We start from the raw sequence: 21,673 nt of genomic DNA, 5'->3' as shown, positions 1-21,673 counted from the left end.
GAAACCTCACCTTCCGTGCCTTACATAGGCGGCCCGCCCGGGCCATTTTGCTTTTTTGCCGCGTTACTACTCTTCTTGGCGGTATAGGTACTTACCACCTGCTCCCCTTCATAGAGACCATCGAGAATCTCCACGTATTCGTCGCTGTAGATTCCCGTCTGGACATAGCGGTTCTCCTGGGTACCATCGGGATTCTTGACGATAACATAGGAACCATTGGCATCCGTTTTCAGCGTGGAAATGGGGACAGCCAACGCATCATCCTTGCTGGCGGTGTTGATTTCCACCCGGGCCGTCATGGCCGGCAGCAAAAGATTATCCGGGTCGTCCACATCGAGAGTTACATAATAATAAATAACACTGGCCGAAGAAGAGTTAGACGAAGAGCTAGACTTCGTATCCCAGCTGTTGCTGGTATCGGTCTGAGAAATATTCGACACCCGAGCGGTAAACGTACGGCCCGTATAGGTATCTACCGTAAAGGTGGCCGTCTGCCCCACCTTGATGCTGCCGATATCCGTTTCATCCACCTTAGCCTGAATCTGTTTGCTGGACAAGTCGGCAATGCGCATGATTACCGTCGGATTGTCCGAACCCTGGGTAGCCATGGTTCCGGCAGTCTTCGGCTCACCGACAACCACGCCGGACATGGGCGCCGTGATGGTCATCTCGTTCATATCGGACTCAGCCTCCGAGAGTGCCGATACCGCCGTATCGTAATTTAGTGCCGCATCCTCAAGTTCTGCCTGGGTATTGGCGCCGATACTGTAAAGATAGCTGACACGGTCGTATTTTGCCTTGGTATTCGTTACCTTGAACCTTGCCTGGTCACGTTTTGCCTCGTAGTCCTTACCATCCAGCAAAGCCACCGTCTGACCAGCCGTCACCTGTTCATTTTCCTTTACCAGCACCTGCTTGATACGGGCCGTTACCTTGGAACTTACCTCAACGGAATTCACCGGCCGAATCGTTCCCGTTGCCGAAACCGTTGACTTCATATTCATGCGGACCACTTCGGTAGTTTCCACCGCCGCCGCTTTTTTCGCCTGCTGCTGTCCCTGGTAATATTTCCAGCCGCCAAAGGCTGCGGCCGCCAAAACCAGAACAGCTATGCCAGTCTTGACCTTCCAATCAAATTTAAGTTTCATTTCACTTCTCCAACTCTTTCTGCCTGTTTCTGTTCAGCCGCCCGCAATGCCTCAGCTGTATCCCCAGCCCGTTCTGCCACAGATGAATTAGCAAGGGTCGTATCCACATCCGTTTCCAAATCATCAGCCGAAGCTCTTTCGCTGGCATTTAAGCCCATTCCCATGGCGTTTTCCACCGTGGCCTTATAGCGGGCATAATCGTACTGAGCGCTGATGTGATTCAACCGCGCCGTCGACAAGGCCTCCTGGGCGTCGATGATATCGAGCATCAAGCCCTCACCAGCACGGTATTTTTCCCGGGCGATGTAATAATCCTGTTCCGCCTGGTTGACGGCATCCTTGGTGGAGTTAAAACGCTTCTCCGCCTCACGCATGCTGTAGTATGCCTGCCGTACCGAAAGGTCGATATCTTCCTTATCCTTCAACAGATTGAGACGGGCCACATCGTAATCGGTCTTAGCCGATTTTACCTCCGCCCGGGTTAGGCCGCCATCAAAGATATTCCACGACAGGCCCACACCAGCGGAAGCCCCATGGCTTGAGGAGCTCGACGGCTTGTAGCGCTCAGTCTGGTCAAGTCCCAGGCTGACCTTTACCGATGGCAGATAGCCTGCCTTAGCGGCCTTAATGGCCTGCTCCTGCTGCTCTAGCTTGTACTGGTCCACCAACAAATCCTTGCGATTTTTATAGGCGTAATCGATGCAATCGTTCATGTCGATGCCAAACACATCATAGGAAAAGTCCGACGTGAGATTTAAAGGCTCCGTGCGGTCCATATTCATGTAGTTGCGCAAGGTTGCCAGATCCATCTCATAGCTGTTCTCCGCCTTGATGAGATTTTGCTGGGCATTGCTAAGCTCTACCGAAGAACGGATTACATCAATCCGGGCTTTAGCACCAGCGGAATAGAGCTGATTGACATTGTTGTAATGTTCCTTGTATTTGTCGACCGTCTCCTGCCGGACGCCCACCGTTTTCTTGGCTTCCAGCGCATTATAATAGGCCTTGATTACATTCAGTTTAAGATTTTCCCGTTCCCGCTCCGTCTGTAAATCGGCAGCCTTTACGCCGATTTTAGCCTGCTTGATATTGGCCTGATTTTTGCCGCCGGAATAAATCGGTACCGATACCGTTGCCGCCAATTTCCCCGATGCATCAGTTGCACCCGAATCCTTCTTTTCCGCGCTCAATTCTCCTGTAACGGCCGGCGCGACACCATTCTGGATTTTCGTCTTATCCAGCTTATATTTTGCAGAATCCTCCCCCTTCTGCGTGACTTTAAGTCCCGTATTCTCCGAAAGCGCACGATTGATGGCATCCTGAAGTGAAACATCCGCCGCATAAGCTGCCGGCGTCATCATAAACATAGCACCGGCCAAAGCCAGTGCCAGGTGTTGCTTTTTATTTTTCATGATGCGATGATAATTCATGAAAGGTTCCTCCTACAGGTTCATTTGAAAAAGTCTATTCTCTCTATTCTATAGAATACTACAAATTCCTCCAACTGTCTGAACCTATTTTATCAGATTATGATAAAATAGAATAGTTGATTAAACATAAAGAAATGCTAAGAAAATCATTAAGATAGGAGCCACTTCCATGGATAATCCATACTTTGACCAGGCGTTAGAACTACTACGCCGCTTCTACGGCTATCCCAGTTTCCGCCCAGCCCAAAAACCAATAATAAACAGCCTGCTTTCCGGCAAAGACACCGTTGCCATCATGCCCACCGGTGCCGGCAAAAGCATCTGCTTTCAGATTCCCGCCATGATTTTCCCGGGACTGACCCTCGTCATATCCCCCTTGATTTCCCTGATGAAGGATCAGGTCGACGCCCTAGCCGAACAGGGCATTCCAGCAACCTACATCAACAGCACACTATCCCTTTCAGAATCCGACGCGCGATTAAATGCCATCGCCGCGGGTCAGTACAAACTGGTCTATGTCGCCCCAGAACGGCTCGATACCAGCTATTTCCAATACATCCTTGAACACCAACCCATCTCCATGGTTGCCGTGGATGAAGCTCACTGCCTGTCCCAATGGGGCCACGACTTCCGCCCAAGCTACCGGCAGATTGCCCCCTTTATCGCAGGTCTCCCGCACCGCCCACTGGTAGCCGCCTTTACCGCCACGGCCACGCCGGAAGTCAAGGACGATATCATAAATCTCCTGAGCCTAAAAGCCCCACAGATTCACGTCACAGGCTTCGACCGCCCCAACCTCTACTTTGAAGTTCGCCGCGGCGAAGACAAAAAAAAATTCATCGTCAGCTACGTCAAAAATCATCCGGAGGAATCCGGCATTATCTATGCCGCCACCCGCAAGGAAGTCGACAAAGTCTACGACCTGCTGAAAAAAAAGAAACTTGCCGTCGGCCGCTACCATGCAGGACTCACGGAAAAACAGCGCACCAAGGCCCAGGATGATTTCCTCTACGATAACATCCAAGTCATTGTGGCCACCAACGCCTTCGGCATGGGGATCGACAAAAGCAACGTCCGCTATGTCATCCACTACAACATGCCCAAGAACATCGAAGCCTACTATCAGGAAGCAGGCCGTGCAGGCCGTGATGGCGAGCCGGGCACCTGCATCCTGCTCTTTTCCCCTCAGGACCCCATGACCCAGAAATACCTTATCGATGTGTCCATAGAAGACCCACAGCGCAAGGCCCATAACCTCGGTCGCCTGCAAAAAATGGTCGACTACTGCCACACCCCGGAATGCCTGCGCCATTTCATCATCCATTATTTCGGCGATGCTACCGCTCCTGAAACCTGCGGCAACTGTGGCAACTGCAAAGCCGGCCTTGAGCGCATTGACGTCACCATCGACGCCCAAAAAGTCTTCTCCTGCATCTACCGCATGCGCGAACGCTTTGGGCTGACCCTTGTCGCCCAAGTTCTCAAAGGCTCCCAGGATAAACGAGTCAAACAGTTCCACTTCGAGGAACTATCCACCTACGGCCTCATGAAAGAACGCAGTCTCGCTGACATCAAACTTTTGATTCAGCGCTTCATCGCCACCGACTACCTAGCCCTGACTGAAAGCCAGTATCCAGTACTCACCTTACAGCCCAGTGCCTATGCCGTACTAAAAGGGCAGGAAAAAGTCTATCAGGCTGTACCGAAACCAGAACAGGAAAAAGAACCAGCCGCACCGGAACTCTTTGATTACCTCCGCGCCCTGCGCAAAGAAATCGCCGCCCGCGACCACATCCCGCCATACGTGGTATTCTCCGATGCCACCCTGCGCGACATGTGCCGCATCCAACCCGAAACCCTCGACGAAATGCTAACCGTCAAAGGTATCGGCGAACTGAAACTCGAAAAATACGGCAAAACCTTCCTGCAATGCATAAAGGAACATCGATAATTCTTTACGCTAAAAGAGCCTGTCAGGTGTCACTAAAACCTGACAGGCTCTTTATATTGTTAACTAATAATTACCGATTTGGGAGTGTGTGAAAGTTTTTCTGTAAATTAGATATCCTAAGATAATTGACGAGCTGTATGGCAGTAAGATTACCATTATTCAACTCGTTTTGACTATACCTAATTCCATTGATTTCGTCAAGAATTATGTTAAAATTGGTACATAATTATATTTCAGTATAACTGACGAGGAGGCATATGAATGATTATTCGAAAATATGAGAAAAAGACATTAATAAGATGATAGAAATCTGGAATGAAGTTGTCGAGGATGGAATAGCGTTTCCTCAGGAAGATCTTCTTGACGATGTGTCAGGCCGGGAGTTTTTTAAATCGCAGAGTTATACTGGAGTCGCTGAAGACGATGGACAGATTGTTGGTTTATATATTTTGCATCCGAATAATGTCGGTAGATGTGGACATATTTGTAATGCAAGTTATGCAGTAAGTTCAAAGTGTCGAGGGTTGCATATTGGAGAGAAACTGGTAATAGATTGTCTATCCAAAGGTAAAGAACTTGGCTTTCGGGTATTGCAGTTTAACCTAACCCGCCAGAAGTCCTCTACCTCTTAGGTGGGGGACTTCTGGCGGGGCTGGCGAATTTACGTAAGTAATTGAGCCAGACAATTGCTCCGTAGATAGTTTTGTGGTACAATCTTAGCAACGAATATCGGAAATCTTCTAAGAAAGGAGAAGACCTGCGAAATTCTATAGACTGTTATGCTACGGTCTCACGGAGTCTGAAACGTCGATAACCAAGGCAGTAAGCTCCCAGCAGGTACGAACAAGGTTTTTGTGATTATCCTCTCTTTCCCGTAACCATTCGGGATGTAACATGTGCGAAGTCAGATTAGCCGACAAATCACAACTACCGTAGGAACTACGGGAAGTTACGCCTGTGGAGAGTGTGTAAGACGGATATGTTCTCTTTTGGGAGAGCGTACCGCAGTTCTCGACGAATCAGGAAGCTCCCGCCTCTATAGGCGGGAGTAGTTCACTGCTGTAGTTGAGAGCAATGTGCCTGCGAGACATTTATATGAGCGATTAGGCTTTGTGCAGTTGGGAACGATACCGGGTGGATTCAGAATGAAAGACGGGCATTATGAGAATATCTGTCCGTACTATCATACACTTTAACTTTCAGTTTTATAGACGATGGGCAAATCGGGATTTGTGAGGAACAGATATGAAAACAATATATCTGATTGGCGGTACAATGGGCGTCGGTAAAACGACGGTAAGTCAGCAGCTAAAAAAGGAGTTGCCGAACAGTGTTTTTCTTGACGGCGATTGGTGTTGGGATGCCGATCCGTTTCAGGTAACAGAAGAAACAAAAGCCATGGTCATGCGCAACATCTGCTTCTTGCTGAATAGTTTTCTCCACTGTACGGCCTATAAAAATATCATTTTCTGCTGGGTAATGCATGAACAATCCATTATTGACGAAATAATCAATAGTCTGGACACAGGAGATGCGAGAGTCATAAAGATTTCGCTTATGATCGATGAAACCAATTTGCGTAAAAGACTCTCTGCTGACATCGCCAGGGGGATCCGCAGTAACGATGTAATCGACAGAAGTGTTGCAAGAATCAACATGTATCAAATACTTGACACCATAAAAGTGGATACAGTCAATAAGAACGTTTGTGAAATCGTGAGTGAAATACTGACGCTTTGATATCAACAAATTCCAGTTTGTCGGGATAAACGATGGAACATAAAATCGCAATATAACTCAATAAGTCGCAGTTCTACTCGATATGAGTAGAACTGCTTTTTTGTTTATTCTGGGAGTCTTCCTTCGTACATAATCTGGAGTTCGCCATATACTCTTCCCCAGTTTCTTAGGGGTATAGTCCATTTCTTCTTAGCTTCAAAAGTCGAAAGGTAAAGAGCCTTCAAGAGAGCTTGATCGCTTGGAAATACGCTTCTTTGACGGTTCAGCTTTCGGTAAGTGGTATTGAGGCTTTCGATAGCATTGGTGGTATAGATGATGGTTCTCACCTCTGACGAGAACTTGAAAATCGGACAAAGTGCATCCCAGTTATCATACCAGCGTTTCATGGCACGAGGGTATTTTTCTTCCCATTTTTCTGTTACTTTATCCAGAACCTTCCGACCTTCTTCTTCGGTTGGGGCATTATAGATAGTCTTAAGATCTTTTGCGAAGGCCTTTCTGTCCTTGTCAGGAACATATTTAAGGGTGTTACGAACTTGATGAACCAAGCATCTCTGATACTCAGTATTAGGAAAAGCTGTGGCTATAGCCTCTTTGATTCCTGAAAGCCCATCAGCACAGATAATCATGATATCTTTGACTCCACGATTTTTCAACTCATTCAGTACAGAGAACCAGTATTTAGCACTTTCGTTTTCTCCAACCTGAATAGTTAGAACTTCTTTGTGTCCAGTACAGTTAATTCCAAGAATAACGTAAGCAGCCAATTTTTTGATTACTCCGTTATCACGAACGGAATAGTGAATAGCATCTATGAAGATAACCGGATAGACATCCTCTAATGGTCTGTGCTGCCATTCTTCGATCTGAGGCAGGACTTTATCGGTAACATCAGAAATAAAGCCTTCTGAAGCTTCAAATCCATAAATATCATTAAGTGTGTCAGATATCTGCCGTGTGGTCATACCTTTGGCATACATAGAGATAATCTTCTGATCAATCTCTGAGATATCCTTCTGTCTTTTCTTTACTACTTGTGGTTCGAATGTAGAGTTTCTGTCCTGTGGAACCTGGATATCAAGACTTCCAAAGCTGGAATTAACACGCTTAGTCTTATATCCGTTTCTGTAATCATCGCTTTCGCTTCGCTCTGATTTGTGATAGCCAAGATGGTCATCCATTTCTGCTTCCATCATTTCCTTGATGGTTCCGCCGAGAAGATCCTTGAGAGCATCTTGGATATCCTCAGCTGTCTCGATGTCATACTCCTGAATGAGCTGTTGGATGATCTGGCGCTTTCCGTCTGTCATCTGAACTTTGTGTAAGTTTTTCTTTTCTCTTGCCATAATAAAGGCCTCCTTAAAGTATTTAGATTTTACCCTAGGAGACCTTAATAATACATAGCTATTATTTTTTTACAGACTTTGTTTCACAGACTCCGATTTTGCGTTTTATCCAATGAATTCATCATGTAATCGAGAAGTTTACCTTCCTTTTCACACTGTGCACGCGCTGGATCATCCGCTAGCATTCTAGCCAAATGATTTTTCACTTCCTGACGTAATTCATCAAACAACTGCTTGTTCGTAAAGTTTCCCGCTTCACTCATCGGCACACGTTGTAAATAGGGATGAAAGGGTGTAGCACCAAATTTATCGGTTACCAATCCTCCTAATTCCATGCGTTCTAAAAACGAAAGCGGTTTCATCGCATTGATAAAATCCATCTTTTCCTCAAACGAAGCTGATTTGGGCGGATAATAAAACTCAGATCCGTCAGGAAAATTTTGGTAAACAATCAAGCGCCCACTGTAGTTGTGTTTATCCGCGTAGAGATAATCTACCAAAGCCTTGTCATCCGGTTCGGGATAAATATCCCGATGTTCCAGCCACTTGACAATACCTTCTGGTGTATTTCGCGCTTCCACCTGCTGTGAAGGATTCTCTTCCTGCGAAGGTGCAGTCACATTTTTATAAGCATCCCCGAGCACACGGGCGAACACAGAATCTGTATTCGCATTTTTCACCCGCGCACCTGTTGCCGTAAAACAGTTCGCCAATTGTTCTGCCGCAGATACTCTTTCTACCATATACTCACCTCCTTTTCTCTATAAATTAGCATTAAGAGATTTTTCATTTGCAGTTACTATCAATATTTTCTAAAGCATGATCAAGCATATTTATTTCCTGTTCACGCAATTTACGGGCCGGATCGTCCGCAAGCATATCAGCCATATGCTTACGGATTTCCTCCCTCAACTCAAAAAACAAATCCTTGGCAGAAACGCTGCCTGCTTGATTCATAGGAATCCGATTCAAAAAACCATGAAACGGTGTAGCACCGAACTTATCTCGCACAAGATTTGCCATTTCAAAACGCTCATCATGTGTCAAAGTTTTCATAGTACGGATATACTGTAATTTATCCTCCATCGAAGCATCACGAGGTGGATAGAAAAATTCAGTACCATCTGGAAATTTCTGATATACAACAAAATTCCCACCGGCATGAATCAATTTTCCCTGAAGAAGAACAACCTGCAAATAACTGTTCAGCACGCGATACTCTAGAAATCATTTGCTTCACACCTCTTATTAACCGATAGAACAAAAGTGAATTGAAAAATCTTCATATAAAAGCTATTCTGATAAAAATATATTTCATATAAAATCCACTCTCTATTCTTACTATTCATATCTCCTACAAAAACTCCTCCGTTTTTTGAAATTTTTCCATAATTTCTTGTGAATAAATCATTTTATTCTATTCCATCGACAAAACGAGCAAGCAATCTTTCGATTTACTTGCTCGTTTGACTATTTCTTATATTAAAATCTAAACAGTAAGGAAACGCCTCCTCTTGTGCCTTGCTTTTTGCCAACAAAACCCGTAAGATTTAAATCCAATTCCCAAGGACTGTTTTCCTGGGGCGTCATTGTCGCATGGAAGTCTGCCCGGACACTGCCGCCACTAACATCCGCTGCCCGAATCGCACGGCCATTGGCTTGCCCTTTCGCTTCTCCATCCAATTCTGCCTCATACGCAAGCCCAGCGGAAAGCTTCCACTTATCCCTTTTCGTGGAATAACAGCCGCCTAACCGGATAACACTGCTGGTTACGGCATCCAAGTCATAATGATCTGTTCCCACATCAAAGCTCGCATTGTTTCTACGATTCATGAAATATTTGCCATAAATATCCACTTCATTGCCATGCCCAAGATCTAAGATCTTGCCGACACCAATATGTGCGCCCCAATAGCCTGCGTTAGTACTATAGCTGGCAGGATTTCCCCAAGCATCGCGCAACACACTGCGTGCATTATCGCGGCTGCTGCCAGCGCGAAGGCTGCCTTCCCAATAGAAGCCGCTTGGATGCTGCCATTTGGCCAGGACACCGCCCCCCGTATAGTGCATGGAACCGTCGCCACGTTCTGCACCATTATGGGTCGTATAGTTGCCGCGCCCATATTCCAAAAATGCTCCGTATTCCGTCATGGATTTTTCCTTAGCATTTTTATGACCCAGGGCGATAATTGCATTCCAGGTATTTACATTCACATGGCTGCCAGTCTCCTGCTTGAGCTTGCCGCCCCCTACCTGAGCAAAGGCAGCTATACCATCTGCTCCTGTGTTCGCCGGTAGTCCTAATCCATCAACAGCTGCACCAATAAAATCATTGCCAACAGCCAAAGCTGCCATTCCTGCCTGTACTCCCATAACCGTGTTATGAGATGCCTCATTCGTTACCTTATCGATGGTATAGATTACATTTCCATCATCATCCATTGAAAGTGTGCCAGTACCACGTGTCGTTGTACCAACAGCATAGGATGACTCCGTCATAAGATTGTTTTTCTGTACCCGTTTGGCTTCAACAACGCTTTGTTCATCAAGCAACGTCATGGTTTCCCCCGGATGCAGGATGGCAGCATCCGTGATAAATACAACGCTTTCGGCACTGACCACCGTATTGGCAAGGTCGCCACTCTTGACCGTCAGAGCTGCTTTTTCTTCGCTCCATGGTACAACAGCAAAGCGGATTGTATCGAAGTTTTGAACGCTGCCAATGCTTTGTTCACCACCTGTCCAAGGCGATTTCGTACCATCTTCGAGGACGCGCCCAATATAAAGGTTATTGTCTGTCACACTATAGGCGTTGCTTCCCCCATACAGATTAGCCTCCGAGACATCCGCCTTACCGTAAAGCGTCACGCTGTTACCGGTGGTTGTCCCACTTGCACTCTCGCTGTAACCACCGTAAACGATGCTGGTAATCTCGGCATTACCACCAAGAAACACCTGATTATTCGTGGCACTAATACCAGTCTCAGCACCATATATTTCATCCACTACGGTATCTCCCTCAATGACGACCATATTGCCTGTAGCGGTTTCACAGCCACCACCTACAACTTTTTTCGCATTACCACCATTGAATATGACTTTATTGTTATTGGAAGCCTGCGCACTCTTCCCACCATAGACATTGCCTGTAACGTCAGCATTTTCAAGGTTGACTGCGTTTCCATCGGACGTTCCTTCCTGGCTCATGCCACCGTAAACGCTGCCCGCGATGACGGTATCTTTGAGATTGACTGCACTGGTATTGACTTCGCCAGTCTCACTCTTGCCGCCATACACACTGCCACAAACGCTGCCCCCCGAGACACTAGCGATATTGCCATTGCTGATCGTACCGCTTTGGCTGGACGCCGCCACGACATCCCCTGTGATTGCAGAATCTGTGACCATAGCTTTATTGCCAATAACCACACCAGTGTTACTAGTAGCACCAGTAACACTGCCAGTAACAGTAGACTGGGTGACCGTCGCAATATTCTCCGCAGCCACACCATTTTCACTGCTCGCGGCTGTGATACTGCCATTAACGACAGCACCAGCCAATACGTCTTTGACATTCCCTTCTGCGATGCCGTTATTTTTGGCAATCCCGCCAGTAACATCGCCAGCAACATTTCCACTGACCGGATTGCCCCCTTGGTTAATGGCATCATCTGTTTGCGTATCCGGATTTCCTGACTGATTAGCCACCCCTTGGGTAACTACATATTGTAAATCATCACTTTCCAGATAAGCGTGACCTTCCCCAGTACTGCTGCCAAGGGTAAAGGTTGTACCAGTAATTGTGCCTGCGGAGGTGCCAAAATCAGAAACCAGGGTCATTTTCTGGTTGGCATCTATGCTCTGGATATTGGTGAAATTGATTTTCGCCGTGTCTACGTCCGCTCCATTGAAATCCACATTCATAAGCAATTGTGAGTGGTCAATAAGAGCGGTTTCGGACCAAGCTACATCGGTAAAAGCCAATTTCGTTGCTTTGTTGGTAGTAACCGTGTAGGCCAGTACCGTCTTATCCGTGTTAAAGGCAAGACTGCCGCCCAATACAGCGTTAATCGTCACCCCTGTGACAGGCGCAACACTGTACACCTGTGAAGTAGTATCCGCGTCCAAGGTTGCCTTGAGGGTTTTACCGGATTGAATCAGATTCATCCTTTCGCCAGTAGCTGCTTCTTCAGGATTTTCAAAGGAGAGCCTGGAAGCATCTATCGTAGCAATTATGGGCGAAATTCCGTTATAGAAGGTTTCTCCTGTGGCATTATACACGCCAGCATCCACAGCATGTCCCCATTTGGACATCACATTTTTTCCCTGCACTTCCAGCATAGGCTTTTCCGTATCCCACCGGGCGTTTTCAAGATAAACTTTTTCTACATTAAAGACATTTCCAGCCACGGTACTAGACCCAGACAAATGAAGTGTATTCCCTTGGATATCATTCCCATCCCCTTTCCAAAAACTATCATCCGAATAGCCGCCATAGACAGAGCCGCCAATTTTCGCATCCGTAAGGGTGACGCTATTATTCAGACTGTAATTATCCGATCTGCCTCCATAAACATTTTCCCCAACAGTGCCTTTGTTGATAATTACATAATTGTTATTGGCAATGTTTCCACCATTGGCAGCCCAACCGCCATAGACATTTTCACCAACGGTACCACCATTGACAATAGCACTGTTCTCGCTGACACCATCACCTAATCCTACAGCTCCGCCCATTATATCCCCAATAACGAAGCCCGTGCTCTCGACGGTCACGCTGTTATATTTGGCTTCACCATTACCAGCAGTACCACCTGCAGCTTGACTGACTTTGCCTTTGATAATAGCATGATTGTCAATAGCATCCCCCTCTCCTGCATTGGAGTTGGGGTCTGTTCTACCACCAGCAACAAACAGGGTAGGATTTTCGGAGATAACCGTTATGATGTTATGACTCACACTGGTACCGCCATCTGGGCCCGCACCACCATAAACGCAGTCATCTATCGTAATGTTCATAGTATCATCGAGAAGAACATTATTGTTGTTAGGACCTTTGTTGCCTGCGTAATAGCTCATATCCTCATCGTACATAAATCCGTTGTAATTCGCAGAGGTTTCATCACTTCCCCCAGTATTGCCGCTGTCTTCATTGCCATTTTGCGCAGCTACTCCCTTTGTAATCACATAACGGAGGTTTTCACCTTCTAAATAAGGATAACCCTCACCTGAATTCTGACCGATGGTAAAGGTTGTGCCTGTGATGGTGCCTACGGAAGTGCCGAAGTCGGAGACAAGGGTCATTTTCTGGTTGGCATCTATGCTCTGGATATTGGTGAAATTGATTTTCGCCGTATCCACATCCGCTCCATTAAAATCCAGATTTGTAAGCAGCTGGGAATGATCAATGAGAGCGTTTTCGGACCAGTATACCGTTCCAAAGGTCAATTTCGTTGCTTTATTTGCTGCTGCCGTATAGGTAAGTGCAGTTTTATCCGTATTAAAGGCAAGACTGCCCTCTAATGCTCCATTTATCGTCACCCCAGTGACCGGGGCAATGCTATATGCCTGTGAGGTCTTATCTGCAGCAAGTACAGCGCGAATCTCCGGGGCTGATTGAATCAAATCCATCATTGCGCCAGTCTTGACATCCTCCGGAGCGACAAAGGCAAGATTCGAAGCATCGATGGAAGTAGTAATATTTGATCCATGTCCATACGCCTGCCCATTAAAGAAAAGTTCCCGATCATCATGAAATACACCATCATCCAAAGCATACCCCTCTGGCGACGTTCCATGCTCTCCTTTTACCGTGAGCATAGGCTTTTCTGTATTCCATACAGTCTGTTCCAAGTATACGGTCTCCACATTGAAAACATTACCATTAACCTTATTTCCCCCAGATAGGTATAGCTTATTGCCAGCTACATCCTTCCCCGTAGTATACACAAAGGAGTAATCATTATTTCCGCCATATACGGACCCCTCCACCACAGCATCGTTAAGGGTGATGATATTGTTTTCGTTGGTATTGCTGGCTTGCCCACCGTAAATATTAGCTTTAACCGTACTGCCCTTGATGATTACATGATTTTTATCCGTAATCCCTTCACTATCACCATTAGATGACCAGCCACCATAGATATTCCCTTCTACCGTGCTTTCAAGAACCGTGACGATATTTTCCGCAGCAGTACCATGCCAGCCGGAAGCCCCCCCCCATACGTTTCCCTTCACATCGCTGTTATTCTCTATTTTTATCGTGTTTTTGCTAGCATCTCCGTCCCCAGACTGACCGCCAGTAACACTTTGTACTGTACTATTCCGCACGATTGCGTGGTTCTCGGTGGCATTCCCAGGATCGCCATTGGAGGAAAAAAATGTAGTAGCTCCTACGACGCTTAGGTTCGTACTATTTACAGAATCCACCGTAATGGTATTGCCACTTACATCCTGCCTATCCCCCCCAGCACCATAAGCACCTTGGAGTTCTGTTGCATCATCCACATATACATTGTTGCCTTTCAGACCATTGTTGCCTATATAGTAGTCGCCATGATACCTTTCGATTTCACCACCACTGTTCGCAGAGGCTACGCCACACGAGCACATAAAGGAAACAGCAATAGCCAGGGCTGCACGAGATTTACTGCCCATATAAGGGGCAAGGGATTTTCTTCCATATATCTTGATGTGCTCTTGTTTCATTTCCAAACCCTCCCTGTGTGTTACTTATCCATAAGATATGCCTCTTTATATATTATCGTAATAGTCAGAAAGTTTCTTAAATGGTTTTTCGCCTCCCAACAATAAAAATAAGTTTCTTTCACACACCCCAAGGCAAGCAAAAGAGCGAGCTATTCAAAGATAGCTCGCTCTTTTGCTTGCCTATTGATTGATCGTTTTACTGCATCTTTCCCTGCAATACTTCTTTGGCTTTTTCTAACTGCACATCCGTCGTATCACCTTCCTGGAAATCGATGGCTACATCTGGTTCGATGCCGATGCCGTCGATACAGCGGCCATTTGGTGTGTAGTATTTGGCAATGGTGAGTTTCAGGCCATCATCGTCAAAAAGCGGAACTACTACCTGCACCGACCCTTTGCCATACGACTTGGTTCCCACCAACGTACCGGCTCCCGTATCCTGCAGGGCACCGGCTAAGATTTCCGAAGCGCTGGCACTGTTGCCATCAATCAGCACGACAACTGGCACCTTTGGTGCCTCCAAATTCGAATCATGTTCCTCTTTGGAACCATCGCGCTGAACCACCGAAACGATTGGGCCTTTTGGCACCACCATATTGGCCACTTCCACACAGCTCTTGATGAGTCCGCCTGGATTCTCGCGCAAATCGATGATAAGTCCCTTCATGCCGGCTTCTTCCAGCTTTTGAAACTCCTCTTGGAATTCCTTGCCGGTATTCTCGCCGAAGGAGGCGATGCGAATATAGCCCATCTCCGTCCCTTCCAGCATCTTACCTTTCGCCGAACGGATGGTGATAGTGTCACGCTTAATGGTGTAGTCCTCGTTTTCACTGCCCGCCCGATGGATGGTCAGTTTGACTTCCGTACCAACTTCGCCACGGATGTGCATGGAGACTTCCTCCGGCTGATATTCGCTGACGGGTACATCGTCCACCGCTACAATCTCATCGTTGGCCTTGAGGCCTGCCGCCTCGCCCGGGGTTCCCTCGAGGACGGAGACAATCGTGACTTTGTTATCCTTGAATCCCATCGTCACGCCAATGCCGCCAAAGGCACCTGCTGTATGTTCCTTGAGGGATTTATACATATCCGCCTTCATGTAGATGGAATGCGGATCTCCCAATGATTTGACCATGCCATCAATGGCGCCATCCATCAGTGACTGCGAATCCACTTCATTTACATACCGGAGTTCTATCATACGCTTGACGCCCAGGAAGCGGACCATATCTAAAGTACGCTGTCCATCAAGGCCCAATAAAGCCGCGAGTCCCATCAGCGTCAGCATGCTGGAAATGACCGCAGTCGCCAAGATTCCCAGGACGATTTTCTTTTTATTCAAACTATACACCTTCTATCTATTGACCGGTCAATCGTTACAAGTAATTATAAGGGCTCACCGGTTCACCGCCGCTTCGAACCTCGAAATGACAATGGGGCCCCGTGCTGTTGCCCGTTGATCCGCAATAAGCAATAGTCTCCCCCTGGCTGACCTGCTGGCCAGCGGATACAGCCAAGGACTGATTGTGGCCGTAAAGGGTGGTAATACCGCCGCCGTGATTGATGATGACCGTATTGCCATAGCCGGAAATCCAGCCCGCATATTCCACGGTGCCGGACTGGGCCGCCGCAATGGGAGTGCCATAATCAGCACCGATATCGATTCCGCTGTGGTATTTACGCGTACCGGAAATCGGATGGGTACGCCAGCCAAACTCCGAGGTCACAGTTCCCCCTACCGGCCAAATCATCGAACCATCCCCCGACACAGGCATATTGGCCATGCTGCTGCGCTGGAGCATCAGGGCAATCTGCTTGGAAGCCGCCATGAGTTCATCGTACTCACGGTCAACCGTCGCCTTATCGGACTTCATCTTGTCGATGAGTTCCTGACGGCGGCGCACCTTTTCCTCCATAACCTGCTTGGCCTGCCGGGCCTTTAATTCCTGTTCCTCCCGGATTTTCTTATCCTTTTCCAGACTTGCCTGGGTAGTCTCGATATCCTGTTTTTCATCGAGAACGCCGTGTACCAGGTCATAATCCTGCCGAATGATTTTCTTCAGCAAATCCATGCGGGTCATAAAGTCCGAAAAATCCTTGGCCCCAAACAGGACATCCAGATACGAAATCTGGCCATTGATATAGATATCGCGAACGCGTTTGGCCAAACGGGCACTTTTTACCTCATAATCTGCCTTTACTTCCTTTAACCGCGCTTCATTATCGGCCATACGGCTCGTTGTCTCGTCAAAGGCTTCTTTGCACTTTTTGTGTTCATTTATCGCCGTTTCGGCTTCTTCATCCAGCAGGCGCTTTTCCTCCGACAGGGATTCCAGCTTTTGGGATAAAGCCTCGCTGGCAGCCTTTTTCTGTTCGGCCTTGCGCTCATAATCGGCCTTGTCATCCTCAAGGGATGCCAGTGCCGTATGCGCTGGCACCGAAGCCAACACACCTACCGCCAGAATCGCCGCCAGCAGGCGCTGCCTTGTATTCTTCTTCATCATTTTGTTCCTCCCGACCTTACGCCTTCAGGAACCGCTTCAACGAAATTGCCGACCCCAGAGCACCGATTATCATACCGGATAATACGATGACCACGGTGACGTAAGTCATGAAGGGATACTGGGGCATCAACGGGAAAAAGGCCAGGGTACTGTAGATTTTCGCCGCCATAGCTGCATAGAAACTGCGCAGGGCTACTGCGGCAATGACACCGCCCACAAAGCCCAGAACTACTCCTTCCAACACAAAGGGCCAGCGGATAAACCAGTCCGTTGCCCCCACGTATTTCATGATGGCAATTTCCTTCCGGCGGGCAAATACCGTGAGACGGATCGTATTGGAAATGATAAAGAGGGTGGCACCTGCCAACAGCACCATCAGCGCCAAGCCAAACAAGCGGATAAGCCGCGTGATGTCAAAGAGGTGCTGAACCACGTCCTGTCCGTACTTAGCAGACTCAACACCATCCATCTTTTCGATGACCTTGGCCGCAGTCTCAACCATATCGGGATGGGATACCGTAAGCTCAAAGGCATTGGGCAATGGATTTTTATCCCCCAACGCCTCCAGCAGATATTTCTGGTCACCAAGGCGCTCAGACAAGCGCTCCTTGGCCTCTTCCCGGCTCACATATTTCACCGATTCAATGCCTTGCATCTTCTCGATGTCCTGCTTGATTTCCTCACGCTGGCTCGGCATGACCTTGTCTTCGAGATAAACGCTGATTTGTACCTCGGACTCCAAGGTTGCCGCCAGGCGATTCATATTGAGCACCAAGGTCAAAAAGACGCCGAGCACAAACAAGGACACCGCCACGGTACCAATGGAGGCAAAGGACATCCAGTTGTTGCGCTTCAACGAGCGGGCAACCTCTTGGATGTAATATTCCCCGTTTCTAAGCTTCATAGCCATAGCCTCCTCTCAGCTGGTCCCGGACAATTTGGCCGTTTTCGATGGCAATGACGCGCTTTTTCATGGTGTCGACAATGGCGCGGTCATGGGTTGCCATGACAATGGTAGTGCCAGCCTTGTTGATGCGCTTGAAGATATCCATGATATCCCAGCTCGTATCGGGGTCGAGATTGCCTGTCGGCTCATCGGCGATGACAATCGCTGGGTCATTGACGATGGCCCGGGCAATCGCCACCCGCTGCTGCTCACCACCGGAAAGCTGGGAGGGGAAGCATTTATACTTATCCCGCAGGCCTACCACATCCAGCACCGAGTTGACACTTCGCTGCATCAGACGACGCGGTGCCTCGATAACCTGCATGGCAAAGGCCACATTCTCAAACACCGTCTTATCCGGCAGCAGGCGGTAATCCTGAAAGATAACGCCGAGCTCGCGGCGCAGATAGGGCACCTCCCGATGCTCCATATGCACCACATCGTGCCCGTTGACCATCAGCTTGCCGCTGGTGGGCAGTTCCTCCCGGAACAGCATCTTGATAAAGGTGGATTTGCCGGCACCACTGGCACCGACGATAAAGACGAATTCGCCCTTCTTGATATCGACATTGACATGGTCTAAGGCTACCGTGCCGGTGTCGTATTGTTTACAAATATTGCGCATATGTATCATGAAAATTTCATCCTTTACATACTTATACTGCCTAAAAAACACCATCTTTTATTTTACCATACAAATCTTAAAATTAGCAAAAAAGCCCTCCTAATAGAGGAAGGCTTTTTATTATTTATGGGCCAAATTCAACGCAAGTTCCGCGTTGCTTGCCGCTTGGTCGCGGAGCTTCACCAGCAGTTCTGCATTCTGCTGGCGGAAGGTCTGCTTGTCGTTCCACTTCCGGCGAATCTCCGCCATCAGTTCATCGGCTGTCACATCGCGCAAATTGCCAACAGGCTCTTCGCCGATTGACTGCAGGAAGCGGTCAATTTTGGGGTCATAGGATATTCCAATCATCGGGACTCCCATTACACCGGCAAAAATCAACGCATGCAGGCGAATCCCCAGCATGAGATCCATATTGCCCACAATCGACAGAAACTCGCTGGTGGTATATTCATCTTTGAGGACGGTACAAGGTTCCTTCGTCCTGGCCGCAATAGCCTGCGCTGCCCGAACATCATCGGGGAACTGCATCGGGACAAATACTACCCGGGCACCTAGTTCCCGAACCACCCGGTCCGAAACCTCTGCCAGCACCTCTTTGTAGTGGGTCCAGCCCAGCCATTCACGAACGGAGATGCCCACCACCGGCTTGGCCCCATCGGCATGATAGGCCTTAAAAATAGCACGCCCCGCTTCACGGTCCACCGGATGGATGGCTAGCACCGGATCAGCGGTGCAATGAATCGGTGGCTTATGAATCCCAAGCCGGGAAAGTTCCGCTAAGGAGCCCTGGTCACGAACGGTTATAAGGTCCACCCGATTGCCAATCCACTTCATGGCAAAAGCAGCTACCCGGCCTAAAATGGGGCCAATCCCCTGGGCGTAAAGCATCACTTTCGTGCCTAGGAAGCGCGCCAAGAAAATAATAGCCAGATAATAGTAGAGACTGCGCCGGCTGGTGACATTTTGCAGCAAACTGCCACCACCGCTGATCAAAAGATCCGCCTGGCGCAGTTCGCGAACGATGGCGGGAAGCCCCAGCCAGGAAATCGCCTCAACGCCATGACGTCTACGCGTATCTTCGGGATTTGCAGAAATCACCGTAATATGAAGTTTTGGGTCGAGATCTCCGAGGACCTCCAGCATTGCGGCCAGCATTGCCTCGTCACCGGCATTCTTCGAGCCGTAATATCCCGATACGACGATCCTGCTCATGAATCTGCCCTACTCCCCTTTGCTTTTGCCAAAATAACCTGCCAAAGTTCCACCAAAACCATGGCACAAGCACCGATACCAGCGCCCATAACAATACCGCCAATACCGCGCATGAACGACATATAGATTGGCGTGCGCATATGCGCAAACGTCTCAACCATGGACCCCTGACCAATCGTAGCCACGAGAACCAAGGCAAAGAATACCATCGTCGGCCACTTCCGCAGAACAGCCATAGCCGCCAGCATAAAGGCCGGATGTCCAATCAAGAGCTCCTTCGTCCGCGGACGGGCATAGAAGGCCTGCTCCAGGAACGCCCGGAAACGAAGTTCCGACTGTGCCACCGGCATACCAGAAGTATGACCGCTGCGGGCCACAAAAATGACACCAGCCACCAGCACGAAGAACAGCACCAAAAGCGTCTTGACACGAACCGGCATATCGAGAATCTTCTTGAGCTGATTCAGCACGCCATCCGTATCATCCATCTTGCCATCGAAAATGTCAAACCGCTGCAGGAAGGCAATGCCTACCAGAATCAGCGGCATGACAAAGGTCAGCTTGATGCCGCGGAAAATCTGGAATTCCAGCAGATATTCCGTATCCGCCAAGGAACCAGAGAGATAAGCCGCACCGACGTAGGACATAGCCCCCGTGACAAAGAGAGCCAGTGCCGCCGTGACAATCAGACGCGGCATGGCGATTGTCCCCTTGTTCTTGAAGGCACGAATGCGGTCAAGCTGGAAGATAACCGCCAGGGCGGGGAAAACATTGGCACTGGCCAGTGCTGCCAGCACGCGGATTTTCGTACCATTTCCCATTACCATCGGTACTGCTGCCGCCAGTGCAAACAGGGCAAACAGCAGGTACGCGTATTTCGGGCGTCCATTGAGCCAAGGAATAACCAGTGTCAAATACAGGACAACCGCAGCGGCCACCCCTACCATAACCAGGGCACGAAGCACCTTGCTCGGATAGAAGGACGCAAAGGTGGCAGCTGGTCCGATGGTATAACCATGGGCTGTCAATTTGTCATGGGTATCCCGGAAGTATTTCATATTCGTCTCCAGAAGCGTCATATTCGGAGACGGTGTGTCATAGATGCGCATGAGGTCAATGCGGATATTGCGTTCTTCATCCGTATTGGACCAACGCTCGACAATTGCATCAATCTTGAGTTTCGGCTGCTCATCCTTCGGAACCGAATAGAGGCGGGCTACCTTATCATAGCCAAGCCCTTTGGCGACTTCCTCTATACCATTCTGCTTGAAGAACTGCAGCTGGGTCGTTGCCTCGATAAGGCCAAAGGTCAGATTGCGGTCCTTCATCTCATCGATAGTAGTCTGCAACGCCTTCGGGGCACCAAGTACCTGTTTGCCGGAGAATACGACTTCCGAAATCTTATAGCCATCCAGACGGTCAAAGACCGCCTTGACATCCTCTGGCTTGCAGTCATCGTAGTTACTTGGCCGTGCCAAGACATAGAATCCAGCATCATTTACTGCCTTGAGTTCATCGGTGGGCATGCCGATATTCATCTTCAGGAAGGATTCGTAATGGGCCTTTACCGCCATGACTTCTTCATTGCCAACGGTGAACAGCTCCACTCGGTCATTTCCCAAGCGGCGCGGAAGATCCTCTTTGAGTTCCTTCCAAGTCTGTGCATCATGACCGACCACATAGACCTCATTGCCCTTAATCTTGCCAGCAGCAATGAGATTTTGCCAGAGCGGGTCTGCTAAACGGCCACTGTGATAATCGGCAAGAAGCTGGCTGCCGGCAATTGCCGTGGCTTTGCCATTCTCATTGAACTTCTTAAACGTCGTTTCGTATACAGCCAGCGACGTAATGCCGGCTTCCTTGGCCTGACGCAGGACTTCTTCTGCGGGCAGGCCTTCGCGATCAGCCAGCTCCAAGAGCCCCTCATAGTCAATTGCCATATCCACCTGGCGGGTTTGCTGTTCCACGCCATGGCGCTGAAAACCGATAGCGAGCGCAGCCACAAGGCCGATAACTATAAACAGTATCAGCCATCGGTTGTACTTGAATACCTTCATTATTTT

General features: G+C 48.4%; 15 protein-coding genes. 3 read left to right on the top strand and 12 right to left on the bottom strand.

The genetic code is table 11. The features are described 5' to 3' along the window. Positions 1 to 20 precede the first annotated feature (20 nt). Both BLQ36_RS10455 and BLQ36_RS10450 read right to left on the bottom strand, forming a co-directional pair. A complete protein-coding gene (locus BLQ36_RS10455; RefSeq protein ID WP_074515540.1) occupies positions 21 to 1,148 on the bottom strand; it encodes an efflux RND transporter periplasmic adaptor subunit in 1,128 nt (375 codons plus the stop codon). Further along, a complete protein-coding gene (locus BLQ36_RS10450; protein ID WP_074515539.1) occupies positions 1,145 to 2,578 on the bottom strand; it encodes a TolC family protein in 1,434 nt (477 codons plus the stop codon). The genes BLQ36_RS10455 and BLQ36_RS10450 overlap by 4 nt, the downstream gene beginning before the upstream one ends. Before the next feature lie 169 nt (positions 2,579 to 2,747). On the opposite strand from BLQ36_RS10450, the gene recQ reads away from it, so the two are divergent. From recQ to BLQ36_RS10435, 3 genes are all read left to right on the top strand, one after another. Beyond that, positions 2,748 to 4,529, top strand: coding sequence for a DNA helicase RecQ (gene recQ, locus BLQ36_RS10445; protein WP_074515538.1), 1,782 nt, complete (start codon positions 2,748 to 2,750; stop codon positions 4,527 to 4,529). Between the two features lie 299 nt (positions 4,530 to 4,828). Then, positions 4,829 to 5,161: a GNAT family N-acetyltransferase gene (locus tag BLQ36_RS13675; RefSeq protein WP_081342321.1), complete on the top strand. Its 333-nt coding sequence runs from the start codon at positions 4,829 to 4,831 to the stop codon at positions 5,159 to 5,161. A gap of 613 nt (positions 5,162 to 5,774) precedes the next feature. Further along, a complete protein-coding gene (locus tag BLQ36_RS10435; RefSeq protein WP_074515537.1) occupies positions 5,775 to 6,269 on the top strand; it encodes an AAA family ATPase in 495 nt (164 codons plus the stop codon). A 104-nt stretch (positions 6,270 to 6,373) separates the two neighbouring features. Here the strand turns inward: BLQ36_RS10435 and BLQ36_RS10430 are convergent, their stop codons facing one another. The 10 genes from BLQ36_RS10430 to BLQ36_RS10385 form a co-directional block, all read right to left on the bottom strand. After that, a complete protein-coding gene (locus BLQ36_RS10430; RefSeq protein WP_074515536.1) occupies positions 6,374 to 7,615 on the bottom strand; it encodes an IS256 family transposase in 1,242 nt (413 codons plus the stop codon). 83 nt (positions 7,616 to 7,698) lie between these two features. Beyond that, positions 7,699 to 8,358 (bottom strand): hypothetical protein, encoded by a 660-nt coding sequence (locus BLQ36_RS10425; RefSeq protein ID WP_074515535.1) that lies wholly within the window; start codon positions 8,356 to 8,358, stop codon positions 7,699 to 7,701. A gap of 43 nt (positions 8,359 to 8,401) precedes the next feature. Next, positions 8,402 to 8,827: a hypothetical protein gene (locus BLQ36_RS10420; RefSeq protein WP_074515534.1), complete on the bottom strand. Its 426-nt coding sequence runs from the start codon at positions 8,825 to 8,827 to the stop codon at positions 8,402 to 8,404. Positions 8,828 to 9,097: 270 nt separating this feature from the next. After that, positions 9,098 to 14,323 (bottom strand): autotransporter outer membrane beta-barrel domain-containing protein, encoded by a 5,226-nt coding sequence (locus tag BLQ36_RS10415; protein WP_074515533.1) that lies wholly within the window; start codon positions 14,321 to 14,323, stop codon positions 9,098 to 9,100. Positions 14,324 to 14,519: 196 nt separating this feature from the next. Beyond that, complete coding sequence (locus BLQ36_RS10410; RefSeq protein ID WP_074515532.1) at positions 14,520 to 15,665, bottom strand: S41 family peptidase; 1,146 nt, start codon at positions 15,663 to 15,665, stop codon at positions 14,520 to 14,522. A 34-nt stretch (positions 15,666 to 15,699) separates the two neighbouring features. Next, the gene (locus BLQ36_RS10405; RefSeq protein ID WP_074515551.1) at positions 15,700 to 16,824 is read right to left on the bottom strand and encodes a M23 family metallopeptidase; all 1,125 of its coding nucleotides are present in this window, start codon (positions 16,822 to 16,824) and stop codon (positions 15,700 to 15,702) included. 19 nt (positions 16,825 to 16,843) lie between these two features. Continuing rightward, positions 16,844 to 17,731, bottom strand: a complete 888-nt coding sequence (gene ftsX / locus BLQ36_RS10400) for a permease-like cell division protein FtsX (protein ID WP_074515531.1) — start codon at positions 17,729 to 17,731, stop codon at positions 16,844 to 16,846. Then, a complete protein-coding gene (ftsE, locus tag BLQ36_RS10395; protein ID WP_033171395.1) occupies positions 17,721 to 18,407 on the bottom strand; it encodes a cell division ATP-binding protein FtsE in 687 nt (228 codons plus the stop codon). The genes ftsX and ftsE overlap by 11 nt, the downstream gene beginning before the upstream one ends. Positions 18,408 to 18,518: 111 nt before the next feature. Beyond that, positions 18,519 to 19,610, bottom strand: coding sequence for a polysaccharide pyruvyl transferase CsaB (csaB, locus tag BLQ36_RS10390; RefSeq protein ID WP_074515530.1), 1,092 nt, complete (start codon positions 19,608 to 19,610; stop codon positions 18,519 to 18,521). After that, positions 19,607 to 21,667 (bottom strand): DUF5693 family protein, encoded by a 2,061-nt coding sequence (locus BLQ36_RS10385; protein WP_074515529.1) that lies wholly within the window; start codon positions 21,665 to 21,667, stop codon positions 19,607 to 19,609. Before BLQ36_RS10385 ends, csaB begins: the two co-directional genes overlap by 4 nt. Between the last annotated feature and the right edge of the window lie 6 nt (positions 21,668 to 21,673).

Origin of the sequence: Selenomonas sp. WCT3 (genome assembly GCA_900100835.1) — a bacterium.
Classification (GTDB): Bacteria; Bacillota; Negativicutes; order Selenomonadales; family Selenomonadaceae; genus Selenomonas_A; species Selenomonas_A ruminantium_E.
The sequence above is the reverse complement of the archived record's forward strand: the minus strand, read 5'-3'. Positions and strand labels throughout refer to the sequence as shown.

What these genes read in the sequence shown, in the direction of transcription:
- BLQ36_RS10455 (WP_074515540.1), bottom strand. Translation starts at nt 1,148, where the DNA reads ATGAAACTTAAATTTGATTGGAAGGTCAAGACTGGCATAGCTGTTCTG.
- BLQ36_RS10450 (WP_074515539.1), bottom strand. Translation starts at nt 2,578, where the DNA reads ATGAATTATCATCGCATCATGAAAAATAAAAAGCAACACCTGGCACTG.
- recQ (WP_074515538.1), top strand. Translation starts at nt 2,748, where the DNA reads ATGGATAATCCATACTTTGACCAGGCGTTAGAACTACTACGCCGCTTC.
- BLQ36_RS13675 (WP_081342321.1), top strand. Translation starts at nt 4,829, where the DNA reads ATGATAGAAATCTGGAATGAAGTTGTCGAGGATGGAATAGCGTTTCCT.
- BLQ36_RS10435 (WP_074515537.1), top strand. Translation starts at nt 5,775, where the DNA reads ATGAAAACAATATATCTGATTGGCGGTACAATGGGCGTCGGTAAAACG.
- BLQ36_RS10430 (WP_074515536.1), bottom strand. Translation starts at nt 7,615, where the DNA reads ATGGCAAGAGAAAAGAAAAACTTACACAAAGTTCAGATGACAGACGGA.
- BLQ36_RS10425 (WP_074515535.1), bottom strand. Translation starts at nt 8,358, where the DNA reads ATGGTAGAAAGAGTATCTGCGGCAGAACAATTGGCGAACTGTTTTACG.
- BLQ36_RS10415 (WP_074515533.1), bottom strand. Translation starts at nt 14,323, where the DNA reads ATGAAACAAGAGCACATCAAGATATATGGAAGAAAATCCCTTGCCCCT.
- BLQ36_RS10405 (WP_074515551.1), bottom strand. Translation starts at nt 16,824, where the DNA reads ATGAAGAAGAATACAAGGCAGCGCCTGCTGGCGGCGATTCTGGCGGTA.
- ftsX (WP_074515531.1), bottom strand. Translation starts at nt 17,731, where the DNA reads ATGAAGCTTAGAAACGGGGAATATTACATCCAAGAGGTTGCCCGCTCG.
- ftsE (WP_033171395.1), bottom strand. Translation starts at nt 18,407, where the DNA reads ATGATACATATGCGCAATATTTGTAAACAATACGACACCGGCACGGTA.
- csaB (WP_074515530.1), bottom strand. Translation starts at nt 19,610, where the DNA reads ATGAGCAGGATCGTCGTATCGGGATATTACGGCTCGAAGAATGCCGGT.
- BLQ36_RS10385 (WP_074515529.1), bottom strand. Translation starts at nt 21,667, where the DNA reads ATGAAGGTATTCAAGTACAACCGATGGCTGATACTGTTTATAGTTATC.